The 13,220-nt window shown below is 66.2% G+C and carries 10 protein-coding genes; 6 read left to right on the forward strand and 4 right to left on the reverse strand.

The window, feature by feature from the left end; all coding sequences use genetic code 11:
* Window positions 1-358: 358 nt before the first annotated feature.
* From glyA to purU, 6 genes are all read left to right on the forward strand, one after another.
* On the forward strand, window positions 359-1,669 hold the full coding sequence (glyA, locus tag R2R70_RS11120) for a serine hydroxymethyltransferase (protein WP_410978008.1): 1,311 nt from the start codon (window positions 359-361) through the stop codon (window positions 1,667-1,669).
* Between the two features lie 141 nt (window positions 1,670-1,810).
* The gene (locus R2R70_RS11125; RefSeq protein ID WP_043333139.1) at window positions 1,811-3,061 is read left to right on the forward strand and encodes a sarcosine oxidase subunit beta family protein; all 1,251 of its coding nucleotides are present in this window, start codon (window positions 1,811-1,813) and stop codon (window positions 3,059-3,061) included.
* A gap of 25 nt (window positions 3,062-3,086) precedes the next feature.
* Entirely contained in the window at window positions 3,087-3,413 is a 327-nt protein-coding gene (locus R2R70_RS11130; RefSeq protein ID WP_043333138.1) for a sarcosine oxidase subunit delta, read from the forward strand.
* Entirely contained in the window at window positions 3,410-6,517 is a 3,108-nt protein-coding gene (locus R2R70_RS11135) for a sarcosine oxidase subunit alpha family protein (protein ID WP_410978009.1), read from the forward strand. The genes R2R70_RS11130 and R2R70_RS11135 overlap by 4 nt, the downstream gene beginning before the upstream one ends.
* A complete protein-coding gene (locus tag R2R70_RS11140) occupies window positions 6,510-7,211 on the forward strand; it encodes a sarcosine oxidase subunit gamma (RefSeq protein ID WP_410978010.1) in 702 nt (233 codons plus the stop codon). The genes R2R70_RS11135 and R2R70_RS11140 overlap by 8 nt, the downstream gene beginning before the upstream one ends.
* A gap of 240 nt (window positions 7,212-7,451) precedes the next feature.
* The gene (gene purU / locus R2R70_RS11145) at window positions 7,452-8,327 is read left to right on the forward strand and encodes a formyltetrahydrofolate deformylase (RefSeq protein ID WP_107335546.1); all 876 of its coding nucleotides are present in this window, start codon (window positions 7,452-7,454) and stop codon (window positions 8,325-8,327) included.
* A 115-nt stretch (window positions 8,328-8,442) separates the two neighbouring features.
* Here purU and fhuB read toward each other — a convergent pair whose 3' ends face one another.
* From fhuB to R2R70_RS11165, 4 genes are all read right to left on the reverse strand, one after another.
* The gene (gene fhuB, locus R2R70_RS11150; protein WP_410978011.1) at window positions 8,443-10,563 is read right to left on the reverse strand and encodes a Fe(3+)-hydroxamate ABC transporter permease FhuB; all 2,121 of its coding nucleotides are present in this window, start codon (window positions 10,561-10,563) and stop codon (window positions 8,443-8,445) included.
* Window positions 10,550-11,539 carry an ABC transporter substrate-binding protein gene (locus R2R70_RS11155; protein WP_410978012.1) on the reverse strand — a complete coding sequence of 330 codons (990 nt, stop codon included), beginning with the start codon at window positions 11,537-11,539 and terminating at the stop codon, window positions 10,550-10,552. Before R2R70_RS11155 ends, fhuB begins: the two co-directional genes overlap by 14 nt.
* Before the next feature lie 8 nt (window positions 11,540-11,547).
* Window positions 11,548-12,315 (reverse strand): ABC transporter ATP-binding protein, encoded by a 768-nt coding sequence (locus R2R70_RS11160; protein ID WP_054555344.1) that lies wholly within the window; start codon window positions 12,313-12,315, stop codon window positions 11,548-11,550.
* 99 nt (window positions 12,316-12,414) lie between these two features.
* On the reverse strand, window positions 12,415-13,182 hold the full coding sequence (locus tag R2R70_RS11165; RefSeq protein WP_410978013.1) for an RNA polymerase sigma factor: 768 nt from the start codon (window positions 13,180-13,182) through the stop codon (window positions 12,415-12,417).
* Window positions 13,183-13,220 lie beyond the last annotated feature (38 nt).

Consider the following 13,220-nt stretch of genomic DNA (forward strand, 5'->3'; position numbering starts at 1 on the left):
TCCTCAGGCGCGCGCTTGCATGGATCAGTCGTCATCCGGCGCCTGATCGCACGATATCGGTGTCTAGCATACCTGCCCGCAGGGGCTTCGGTGTAGCGCCAGTGGCGGGCAGCCACTATTCGCAGCAGCTCTGTGCGGGACGTCGAGATGTCGCTTTTGCCTGCCGATGTCGCATTCGCGCTGCGGGGTGACGCTGACAAGCAGTTTGCCGCAGGGGGGCAGGGCTAGTATCGGGTCAAGACAGCCACCCAAGGCCTTGGCGCCGGCTGACTCGACAGGATTTGAGCGAACAGACGATCACTGATCACCCTTCATCGATCCACTCCAACAACAACGATCCGCTTACCGGAGGCGCGCAATGTCTCAGCAACATGGCTACACCCGTGATGACCGACTGGCCAGACTCGACCCTGCACTGGCCGAGGCCATCCTCGAAGAGACAGCGCGTCAGGAAGCGCATATCGAGCTGATCGCCTCCGAGAACTATGCAAGCCCGCTGGTGATGGAGGCTCAGGGCAGCCAGCTGACCAACAAGTACGCCGAAGGCTATCCGGGCAAGCGCTACTACGGCGGCTGCGAGTTCGTCGACAAGGTCGAGACGCTGGCCATCGAGCGCGCCTGTGCACTGTTCGGCTGTGACTACGCCAACGTGCAGCCGCACTCCGGCGCCCAGGCCAACGCGGCCGTGTTCATGGCACTCGTCTCGCCGGGCGACACCATCCTCGGCATGAGCTTGGCGCATGGCGGCCACCTGACCCACGGTGCGGCGCCCAACTTCTCCGGCAAGCACTACAACGCCATCCAGTACGGCCTGACCGAAAGCGGCGAGCTGGACTACGAGGAAATGGAGCGTCTGGCACGTGAGCACAAGCCGAAGATGATCATCGCCGGCTTCTCCGCCTACTCGCGCGTGGTCAACTGGCGTCGCTTCCGCGATATCGCCGACGAGATCGGCGCCTGGCTGATGGTCGACATGGCCCACGTGGCTGGTCTGGTCGCGGCGGGTCACTACCCGAGTCCGCTGCCCTACGCCCATGTCGTCACCACCACCACGCACAAGACGCTGCGCGGGCCGCGCGGTGGCCTGATTCTCTCCGCCACCGGTGATGAAGCGCTGCACAAGAAGCTCAATGGCGCCGTCTTCCCCGGCCAGCAGGGCGGCCCGCTGATGCACGTCATCGCCGCCAAGGCCGCGGCCTTCAAGGAAGCGATGAGCCAGGACTTCGTCAGCTATCAGGCCCGCGTGATCGCCAATGCCCGCGTGATGGCCGAGGTCTTCATGGCGCGCGGCTATGACGTAGTCTCCGGCGGTACCGATGACCACCTGTTCCTCGTCTCGCTGATCCGTCAGGGCGTGACCGGCAAGGACGCGGATGCCTCACTGGGCCGCGCCCATATCACCGTCAACAAGAACAGCGTGCCGAATGACCCGCAGAGCCCCTTCGTGACATCCGGGCTGCGCATCGGCACCCCGGCCGCCACCACGCGCGGCTTCGGAGAAGCGGAATGCGAGGCACTGGCCGGCTGGATCTGTGATCTGCTCGACGCGCTGTCCTCCGGCGAGAGCGCCAAGGTGGAAGCCGAGGTGCGCGGCAAGGTCGAGGAAGTCTGCGCACGCTTCCCGGTCTACTCATCGAACAGCGTGACCGACCCCGCCGCGCTTGCCTGAACAAGGCGCTGGCGAGAGACAACGATAACAACGACACATGCCGCAAGCGCAGAGACATCACTCGGGTGACAACAACAGACATCACTCGGGCGAGAGCACCGGACAGCGCTTGCGGTGGCAAAGATGTGAGGAGGGTGGCAAATGCAGCGTTACTCGGGATTCGGGCTGGTCAAGCATGCGCTCAGCCACCATGAGAACTGGCAGAAGGTCTGGCGTAGCCCAGAACCCAAGAAGGAATACGACGTCGTCATCGTCGGTGGCGGCGGGCATGGTCTGGCCACGGCCTACTATCTGGCCAAGGAGCACGGCATCACCAATGTCGCGGTGATCGAGAAGGGCTGGTTGGGCGGCGGCAATACCGCGCGCAACACTACCCTGGTGCGCTCCAACTATCTGTGGGATGAGGCGGCGGCGCTCTACGAGCACTCCATGAAGCTGTGGGAAGGCCTGTCCCAGGATCTCAACTACAACGTGATGTTCTCCCAGCGTGGCGTGCTCAACCTGGGCCATACCCTGCAGGACATGCGCGACATCCAGCGCCGCGTGAATGCCAACCGTCTGCAGGGCATCGATGGCGAGGTGTTGGACGCCCAGCAGGTGCAGGAGCTGGTGCCGGCGATGGATTGCTCGAGCCGCGCACGCTATCCGATTCTCGGTGCCTCCTGGCAGCCGCGCGGTGGCGTGGCACGTCACGACGCCGTGGCCTGGGGCTTCGCGCGCGGCGCCGACAGCCTCGGCGTCGACCTGATCCAGCAGACCGAGGTCACCGGCTTCCGCAAGCAGGATGGCGCCATCGTCGGGGTGGAAACCTCGCGCGGCTTCATCGGTGCCAAGCGTGTCGGCGTGGTCACCGCCGGCAACTCCGGCGTGATGGCCGAGAAGGCCGGCTTCCGTCTGCCGCTGGAATCCCACCCGCTGCAGGCGCTGGTCTCCGAACCGCTCAAGCCGATTCTCGACACCGTGGTGATGTCCAACCACGTCCACGGTTATGTCAGCCAGTCGGACAAGGGCGACCTGGTCATCGGTGCCGGCATCGACGGCTACGTGGGCTACGGCCAGCGTGGCAGCTACCCGACCATCGAGCACACCCTGCAGGCCATCGTCGAGATGTTCCCGATCTTCTCGCGGGTGCGCATGAACCGTCAGTGGGGCGGCATCGTCGACACCTGCCCGGACGCCTGCCCGATCATTTCCAAGACGCCCGTGAAGGGGCTCTATTTCAACTGCGGTTGGGGGACCGGTGGCTTCAAGGCCACGCCGGGTTCCGGCAACGTCTTTGCCTGGACACTGGCCAAGGGGCGCACCCATCCGCTGGCAGAACCCTTCTCCTATGACCGTTTCAACACGGGCAAGCTGATCGACGAACACGGCGCCGCTGGCGTCGCGCACTGAACCTGCCGTCAGGAGACGACCGACCATGATGCATATCTTCTGTCCCTACTGCGGCGAGCTGCGCGAGGAAGAGGAATTCCACGTCAAGGGCCAGGCGCATATCGAGCGCCCGAAGGACCCCGAAGCCTGCTCCGATGCCGAGTGGGGGGATTATCTGTTCTTCCGCAACAACCCGCGTGGCGTCCACCACGAGCTGTGGATTCACGCCGTGGGCTGTCGCAAGTATTTCAACATCACCCGCCACACCGTGACCTACGAGATTCTCGAGACCTATCGCATGGGCGAGCAGCCCACCATCACCGGTGAGACGAAAGCCGATCCGACCACGCAAGCCAAGGGGGTGAGCGCATGAGCCAGCAAGACAACCAGACCGCCGCTGCCCCGCGCCGTCTCGCCTCGGGTGGACGCATCGACCGCGCCACGCCGCTGACCTTCACCTTCAATGGCAAGCGCTATCAGGGCCTGGCAGGCGATACCCTCGCCTCGGCACTGATGGCCAACGGCCTCGACGTGCTCAACGCCAGCTTCAAGTATGCGCGTCCGCGCGGCCTGGTCGCCGCCGGTGCCGAAGAGCCCAACGCCATCCTGCAGCTGGGCAGCACCGAAGCGGGTCAGGTGCCCAACGTGCGTGCCACCCAGCAGGCACTCTACGACGGCCTGGAAGCCCACGCCGTCAGCGGCTGGGTCAAGGCCCAGAAGGACCTGATGAGCCGCTTCCTGCCGCAGGTCGGCAAGCTGGGCGGCAAGTTCATGCCGCCGGGCTTCTACTACAAGACCTTCATGGCGCCGGCCTCGCTGTGGATGACCTATGAGAAGTACATCCGCAAGGCCGCCGGTCTCGGGCGCTCTCCGCTCGAGGAGGACCCGGACATCTACGATCACCTGCATCAGCACACCGATGTGCTGGTGATCGGCTCCGGCCCGGCGGGCCTGATGGCGGCGCTGGTCGCGGCTCGCAGCGGCGCGCGCGTCATCCTGTGTGATGAGCAGGAAGAGCTGGGTGGCTCGCTGCTCTCCATGTCGGCGGACTGTCTCGATCAGACCCTGGACGGCCAGCCCGCCATCGAATGGCGTGACGCGGTGCTGGCGGAACTCGAAGCCTGTGAGGATGTGCAGCTGCTGCCGCGCACCACCGCCAATGGCTACCACGATCACAACTTCGTGACCCTGCATGAGCGCCGTACCGAGCATCAGGCCGACCTCGCACCGCGCAATGCACGTGGCGCCCAGCAGGCACGCTCCCGCCTGCACCGCGTGCGCGCCCATCGCGTCATCATGGCCACCGGCGCCCACGAGCGGCCACTGGTCTACAGCCACAACGATGTGCCGGGCAACCTGCTGGCCGGTGCCGTCACCACCTATCTGACCCGTTACGGCGTCGCCGCCGGTGACAAGCTGGTGCTGTCGGTCAACAACGACCACGCCTATCGCGCGGCACTCGCCTGGGCGGCAGCCGGTCGTGAAGTGGTCGCGATCGCCGATGCGCGTCCGGCGCCCTCCGGCGTGATGGTCGAGGCGGCGCGCGCTGCGGGCATCCGCATCATCGCCGGCGCCGCCGTGATCGAGGCCAAGGGCGAGCGCCGCGTAACAGGTGCGCGCATCGCGGCCATCGATATCGATGCCTTCAGCGTGACGGGGGCAGTGGAAGAGCTCGCCTGCGACACCATCGCAAGCTCCGGCGGCTACAGCCCGGTGGTTCACCTGGCGGCGCACACCGGCGCACGTCCGGTATGGAGCGACGAGATCCACGGCTTCCTGCCCGCGCTGGGCGCCCCGATGCTCAAGGGCTTCGATGCCTGCGGCGCCGCCAATGGCAGCTTCGCGCTGGAAGATGTGCTGGTCGCGGCCTACGCCAGCGGTGTCGCCGCGGTAGAAGTCTGCGAGTTCGAGACCGCCCAGGCCGAGGTGCCTGCGGTCTCCGAGCTTGCAGAAACGCCGATGCTGCCGCTCTATCAGGTGCCGCATGACAAGCCCACCGCACGTGCGCCCAAGCAGTTCGTCGACCTGCAGAACGACGTCACCGCCGCCGGTATCGAGCTCGCCACCCGCGAAGGCTTCGAGTCCATCGAGCACGTCAAGCGCTACACCGCGATGGGCTTCGGCACCGACCAGGGCAAGCTGGGCAACATCAACGGCATGGCGGTCGCCGCGCGCTGCCTGGGGCAGACCATCCCCGACACCGGCACCACCGTGTTCCGTCCCAACTACACGCCGGTGACCTTCGGCGCCATCGTCGGCCGTCACTGCGGCGAGCTGTTCGACCCGATCCGCTACACCGCGATGCACGAATGGCACGTAGCGCAGGGCGCCAAGTTCGAGGATGTCGGCCAGTGGAAGCGCCCCTGGTACTACCCGCAGGGCAATGAGGACATGCATGCCGCGGTCGAGCGCGAGTGTCTGGCGGTGCGCGAGAAGGTCGGCGTGCTGGACGCCTCGACCCTGGGCAAGATCGACATCACTGGTCGCGATGCGCGCGAATTCCTCAACCGCATCTACACCAATGCCTGGGCCAAGCTGGGCGTCGGCAAGGCGCGCTACGGCCTGATGTGTCACGACGACGGCATGGTGATGGACGACGGTGTCACCACCTGTCTGGCCGAAGACCACTTCCTGATGACCACCACCACCGGTGGCGCGGCCTCGATCCTGGAATGGCTGGAACTGTGGCACCAGACCGAATGGCCGGAACTGGACGTGCAGATGACCAGCGTCACCGATCACTGGGCGACCCTGACCGTCACCGGCCCCGAGGCGCGTGCGTTGGTCGGCGAGCTGACCGACATCGACCTTGACCGTGACAGCTTCAAGTTCATGGAAGTGCGTGAAGGACTGATTGCCGACATTCCCGGGCGCATCTTCCGTATCTCCTTCACCGGCGAGCTGTCCTACGAGCTCAACGTGCCGGCCAACTACGGGCTGCATGTCTGGAAGCGCCTGTTCGAATGCGGCAAGAAGTACGGCCTCACGCCCTACGGCACTGAGACCATGCACGTGCTGCGTGCCGAGAAGGGCTTCATCATCGTCGGTCAGGACACCGATGGCTCGATCACCCCGGAAGATCTCGGCATGCAGTGGTGCGTCGGCTACAACAAGCCGTATTCCTGGATCGGCAAGCGTGCGCTGTCGCGTCCGGATACCCGCCGCGATGACCGCAAGCAGATGGTCGGCCTGATTCCGACGCGCAAGAAGGCCGGCGATGAGCGCATCGTGCTGCCGGAAGGCTCGCAGATCGTCTTCGACCCCGAGCACGCCATCCCGATGCCGATGGTCGGCCACGTGACCTCCAGCTACTACAGCCCGACGCTGGGACATGGCTTCGCGCTGGCGGTGGTCAAGGGCGGTGCCAAGCGCATCGGCGAGACGGTGTTCCTGCCACAGGCCGATGGTACGACGCTGGAAGCCGAAATCACCTCACCGGTGTTCTACGACAAGAAAGGGGAGCGCCAGCATGTCTGATGCCACCACACTCGACCCGCAAGCGGGTGCCGCCGTCGATGCGCAGCCGCAGGACATGACAAGTTCTCAGACGTCGGTGATCGACCAGCGCCCGACGCCCGAGGTCCACGCTCAGTGCGCCCGTTCGCCGCTCGCGCATCTGTTCACGGCCCGCGATGACGGCGATGCCGGCGTCGTGCTTCAGGAGAAGGCGTTTCTCGGTCACCTGACGCTGCGCGGTGACCCCGCGCAGCCGGGCTTTGCCGAGGGTGTCGAGGCGGCGCTGGGTCTGGCGCTGCCGTTGACGCCGGCGACCCTCCATCAGAATGAGGGGTGGCGCTCGATCCAGTGGCTGTCACCGGATGAGTGGCTGATCCTGGTGCCCGGCGAGGAAGCCTTCACTGTCGAGAAGGCGCTGCATGAGGCGTTGGCCGGCCGCTATCAGGTAGTCAACGTCAGCGGTGGCCAGACCGTCATCTCGCTGAGTGGCGACCAGGCGCGTCAGGTGCTGATGAAGTCGACGCCGACAGATGTGCACCCGCGTGCCTTCCCGGTCGGACGTGGCGTGCCGGCGGTGTTCGCCAAGGCGACACTGGTGCTGCGCCGCGTCAGCGAGAGCGAATTCGAGCTGGTGGTGCGCAGAAGCTTCGCCGATTACCTCGGCCGCTGGCTGCTGGATGCCAGCGAGGAATTCGGGGTCTGCATCAAGGGCTGATTCTGCGTCTGGAGAGAGAGGTCTGCGTCTGGAGATAGATCTGCGTCTGGAGAGAGGTCTGTCGCAGGCGCACGCAATGACCTGAATCGACTGCCAGGGGCCTTGCCCGGGCCAGGAGGCGGGCTTCAGAAATACTGAAGCCCGCCTCAATAATATTGGTTTGTCGCGCAGGGCCTCGGATGCAACCCTGACGTTGCTGCTTCCAACAATAGATAATCCTTACATGACAGGCACCTACGTATGCGTGATACCTGGATTCTGACCGCCCAATGTCCCAGCCGCATCGGCACGGTGGACGTCGTGACACGCTACCTGCGCGAGCAGGGCTGCTATATCACCGAGCTCAATTCCTTCGATGACCGCCTGTCGGGGCGCTTCTTCATCCGGGCCGAATTTCGTCCGCAGACCGAGGCCGGTGCCCTCGATGACGGCTTCGATGCCGCGAGTTTCGAGCAGGGCCTGGGCACGCGTGCCGCCGACTTCGAGATGGACGTCAGCCTGAGTGCGCCGGATGAGCGCATGAAGGTGGTCATCATGGTCTCGCGCTCGGACCACTGCCTGAACGACCTGCTCTATCGGCATCGCATCGGCCAGCTGCCGATGGACATCACCGCCGTCATCTCCAACCATCCGGACATGGCACCGCTGGCCGAGTGGCATGGCCTGCCGTATCACCACCTGCCGATCACCGCCGAGACCAAGGCCGAGCAGGAGGCCCGGGTATGGCAGATCGTGCAGGACACCGGGGCCGAGCTGGTGATTCTGGCGCGCTACATGCAGGTGCTGTCGAGCGACATGTGCGAGAAGCTCTCGGGGCGGGCGATCAACATCCACCACTCGCTGCTGCCGGGCTTCAAGGGCGCGCGCCCCTATCACCAGGCCTACGAGAAGGGCGTCAAGCTGGTCGGTGCCACCGCGCACTACATCAATGATGATCTCGATGAAGGGCCGATCATCACCCAGGGCGTCGAGACGGTGGATCACGCCCACTATCCCGAAGATCTGATCGCCAAGGGCCGTGATATCGAGTGTCTGACCCTGTCGCGAGGTGTGCGTTATCACCTCGAGCGTCGCGTCTTCCTGCATGACAAGCGCACGGTGGTGTTCGGCAACTGAGCCCGGGCTGCGTCCGCCAGCTCGCTCTGTTCATGAACTTCATAGACTCCACAAACGACGAAGCCCGCGACCTTTCGGTGGCGGGCTTCGTCGTTCATGCATGTGCGTATGCGTGTCAGCTTCTGCGCAGGCTCCACAGGAAGTAGCTGCCGCCGATCAGCGAGGCCATCAGGCCGGCGGGGATCTCGTAGGGCGAGAGCAGCTGGCGGCCCAGCCAGTCGGCCAGCACCATCAACAGCGCGCCGCACAGCACCGCGCCGAGCATGTGCTCGCGGGCGCGGCTCAGCCCCAGCAGGCGCGCCAGATGCGGGGCCAGCAGGCCGACGAAGGACAGCGGGCCGACGATCAGGGTCGCCAGCGCGGTCAGCACCGCCACCGCGCCCAGCAGCACCAGGCGGGCGCGGGTCACGCCGATGCCCAGCGCACTGGCGCTCGCCATGCCCAGCGGCAGGATATCCAGCCAGCGTGCCAGCGGACGCACCAGCAGGACCGCGATGATCGCCAGCGCGAGCACGCCAACCGCCGCGGAGAGGCCCACGTAATAGGTGGAGCCGGACAGCCAGGCCAGAATCTGCTGACCGCGCGGGTCGCCATCGGCGAGGATGATGCCGCGCACCGCATCGTAGAGCGCCGTGATCGCCACCCCGCACAGCAGCACGCGTTCGGGAATGAAGCCACTGCGATGATTGAGCACCACCAGCAGCGCCAGACAGGCCAGCGCCCCGCAGATGCCTGCGCCCAGCAGGGTCAGCTGCCCCGGCGACGGGACCAGCAGCAGCGTCAGCATCAGGGCGATGGCGGTGCCGCCGCTGATGCCGAGAATCTCGGGGCTGGCCATCGGGTTGCTGGTCAGACGCTGCAACAGGGTGCCGGCCAGGGCCAGCAGTACGCCGGCGCCTGCCGCCGCCAGTACCCGTGGCAGGCGGAAGTCCAGCACGCTGGTCTGGCCGGCCATCAGCTGTTGGAGCATGTCAGCGCCAAGAGTCCAGCCATCGGCGCCATTGCCGACCAGCAGGGCCAGCATCAGGGCCACGCAGACCCCGGCCAGCAGCCAGCCGAGCAGGCGGTCGGGACGGGGATGACGATGCGTCAGTGACATGCCGTGATGACTGGCGGGGCCAGCCCCCTGGGCCATCTTGAGGCGCGGAATCAGCCACAGCAGCAGCGGCGCGCCGAGGGCCGCCGTCATCGCGCCGGTCGGAATCAGGTTGGGCAGCAGGCCATCGAGGCTAGCGACCACCTGGTCCGTAACCGCCAGCAGCAGCGCCCCGAACAATGGTGCCCACAGCAGGCGCTGGCCCAGGCGGCGTGCGCCCATCAGACGCACGCAGGCCGGAGCGGCCAGGCCGATGAAGCCGATGATGCCCAGCACGCTGACCACGCAGGCGCTGAGAAATACCGCCAGTCCCAGACTCATCAGGCGCAGCTTGCGCAGCGAGACGCCCAGGCTTCTGGCATTGGCCTCGTCGAGGTCCAGCACCGCCAGCGGGCGTATCAGCACCAGCGCCAGCAACATGCCCGGCAGCAGGCGGGTGAGCAGCGTGATCACGCCATCCCAGCTGTTCTGGGCCAGCGAGCCTGCGCCCCATACCAGGGTGCCGTGCAGGGCTTCCTGATTGAACAGCAACAGCACCATGCCCAGCGCGCCGATGTAGAGATTGACCACCAGCCCCGCCAGCACCACCACGGTCGGCGACATGCCACGCGCCCAGGCCAGCGCGAACACCAGCCCCATGGCCGCCAGGCCACCGGCCAGCGCGACCCATTCACGGCCCAGCTGGAAGCCGTCTCCCCCAAGACCCGTGCCGGCCATCAGTGCCGGGGCGAACAGCGTCGCCAGCATCATCGCCAGACTCGCGCCACTGGCGACGCCGAGGGTAGTGGGCGCGGCCAGTGGATTGCGCAGCACCTGCTGCATCAGCACGCCGGCCATGCCCAGCGCGCCACCGGCCAGCAGCGCGCAGACCAGACGCGGCCACCAGCTGACATGGGCCACCAGCTGCGCGGAGAGCAGTGCACTGTCTGCCTGGCCGAGACTGGTCGCAGCGCTGAAGTCGGGCGAGGCCCACAGTGCGGTCAGGCCCTGCATCAGGCTCAGACCTTCACGGTTGAGCGCAAGGCTGCCGAGTACCACAAGGGCCAGGGTCAACAGGCTGCAGGCCCGGCCCGGCGTGAGGTGCAGCGGGCGATGGTTTGATGCGGGGCGAGCGCTCATGGCCTGCTCAGTGGTTGCCATCGGTGGTCTCCCCCTCAAGTGTCGCCTCGTCGTCAATCAGATGGCTGGCGAGCAGTGCGGCGAAACGATTGGCCGAGGGCAGGGCGCCGAAGCTCCAGACCGGCGGCAGGAACAGCGGCGCCGAGGCCTGGCTGTTCTCGCGCACGCCGGGCATGGCCTGCCACAGACCGTTATGTGCCAGTGCCTGGTGTCCGCCGGGCGGCAGCGGCTCCACCACCACCATGCGGCCCTTCAGTGTCACCAGCTTCTCGAGACTGACGGTGGCGAAGCCCCAGGCGTTGGTGTCCCCTTGCCAGGCGTTGTCGATGCCCATGCGCTCGATCACGGCCTGGAACAGGCTGTTGTCGCCGAAGATGCGCACATGGCGATCATCCATGAATTGCACCATCAACAGCGGCAGGGGCGATTGACCCTTGCGTGCCGCCTGCTGGCGCAGCGCGGCGTTGTAACCGGCGAGGCGAGCGGTGCTCAGGCGAATCAGCTGTTCAGCCTGTGGCTCGCGCTGCGTCAGCTTGCCCAGCTGGCGGGTCGCCTTGACCAGTGTCTGCCAGGTGTCGGCGTCCGGGGTATAGATGGCGATGCTGGTGACCGGCGCGATGGCCGACAGGCGAGGCGCGAGGCTGGACAGCATCGGGCTGATCAGGATGTCGGCGGGGGCGAGCGCGGCCAGCTGCTCCAGATTCGGCTGGGTGCGCAGGCCGAGATCCCGCGTGCCCTGCGGCAGCGCCGGTTGGGCCACCCAGCTTGCGTAGGTCGCGACCTGGCCCACGCCCATGGCGCGCACTCCGATTCCGGTCAGGGTCTCGGCCAAGGTCCAGTCCAGTGCCACGATGGGGCGATCGACGAAGCCGGCCGGTGGCTGGGCTGTCTCGGTCATCGCTGTCTGTTTCATCGCAGCCACGGCCGCAGCTGCCTCGTCCGTTGCGGCAGCGCTGGCGGGACCCACCGCCAGCAGGCTCAGACTGATCAGTGCCAACAGCCACTTCATAGCGGCACCGCGATCTGCTGCTGGCTCTGCGGCGGGGTGATCACCTGCATTTCGACGCCGTAGATATCCTTGAGGGTGGCGGGGTTCATCATCGCGTCGGGCGCGCCTTCAGCCAGCACCTGGCCGCCGTGCAGCGCCACCAGGCGATCGCAGTAACGCGCCGCCAGATTGATGTCGTGCAGCACGATGATGATGCCCAGCCCGAGGGTGTGGCTCAGGTGCGAGACCAGTTCCATCACCTCGATCTGATGGGCGATATCCAGCGCCGCCAGCGGTTCATCCAGCAGCAGATAACGACTGCCCTGGGCCAGCAGCATGGCCAGCCACACGCGCTGACGTTCGCCACCGGAGAGGGTGTCGACCTGCTGTTCGGCGAAGGCTTCGGTGTGGGTCAGTGCGATGGCGCGCTCGATGGCTTCTTCATCCTTGGGGCCGGGACGGCCGAGCAGGCCGTGCCACGGATAACGGCCGAAGGCGACCAGCTCGCGGCCGGTCAGCGCTTCGGCCGCCGGCAGATGCTGCGGCAGGTAGGCCACCGCCCGCGCGAATTCCCGACTGCCGAACTGCGAGAGCGGGCGATCGTCCAGCGCCAGCTTGCCACTGGTCGGCGTGTTCTGACGCGCCAGCAGCTTGAGCAGTGTCGACTTGCCGGAGCCATTGTGGCCGATCAGGCCATGCACCTGGCCGGGGGCGAAATCGAGAGACTGCGTCTTGAGCAGGCAGCGCTCGCCGAGGTCAAAGCGCAGGTGGTCGAGAGTGAACATGAAAGCATCGTCATCCGTGGTCAGGGCGTCAGGCTAAGGGCGATTCATTCTGGGCGACATGACGCGGAGACGTTCGCCCATCCGTGCTCCGCGGGGCCATCAGTGCTGATCGCCTCTTGCTGTCGGGATGTCATCACGCCGGCTTCGTCGTCGCGCCTTGCCGGGCGCGGCTGACGTTTGGCGCACGGCTGGCGGCGAGTCCGCGGTGTCCTGCTGGCAGGCGGCGCAGTCGCGACTGACTTCATTGCGATAACAGCCCGCCGCGGCCAGCCGCATCTCGCAGTGCTGCTGCGCCTGGGTGACGTAGCGACCTGCCATGCGCTCGGACACGCCGAGTCGCTCGCCGATCTCGCGCTTGGTCAGACCCTCGAGGCGATACCAGGTCAGGGCGAGGCGAAAATGGCCCGCCAGCTCGGAGAGTGCCGCATCGACGACCTGCAGCTTCTGGCGGCGCGCCAGGCTCCTCTCCGGGTCCAGATGGGCGGCCGCCACGCGCTCATCGCCCTCGGACACCGATTCGAATTCCGGTGCGCGGGACTGGTGGCGGTGATGATCGATGATCAGATTGCGTGCGATGCGAAACAGCCAGGCGCGCGGGTTGGCGGGCCAGTCTCCGGTCAGGCGCAGGCGCAGATAGACCTCATGGCTGATGTCTTCCGCCAGCTCATGCGAGCCCAGCTGGCGCACCAGAAAGCCGGTCAGTTCGTGACGATGCTCGGCAAACAGCTGGTCCAGCGAGTGGCGGTATTGCTGTGCAGCACAAGCCTGCAGCTCAGCGGGCGTTTCAGCTTCTGGCCCGTGTGCGTCAGGCGTTCGCTCATCCGTGTCGCGATGAGGCCGAACTGGGGGCTTGGCGTGAGAGGACATCCACGGCTCGCAATGAGATCTGTCGTGATGGGAGGGTA

It is taken from the genome of Cobetia sp. SIMBA_158, from assembly GCF_046566945.1.
Taxonomy (GTDB): Bacteria; Pseudomonadota; Gammaproteobacteria; order Pseudomonadales; family Halomonadaceae; genus Cobetia; species Cobetia amphilecti.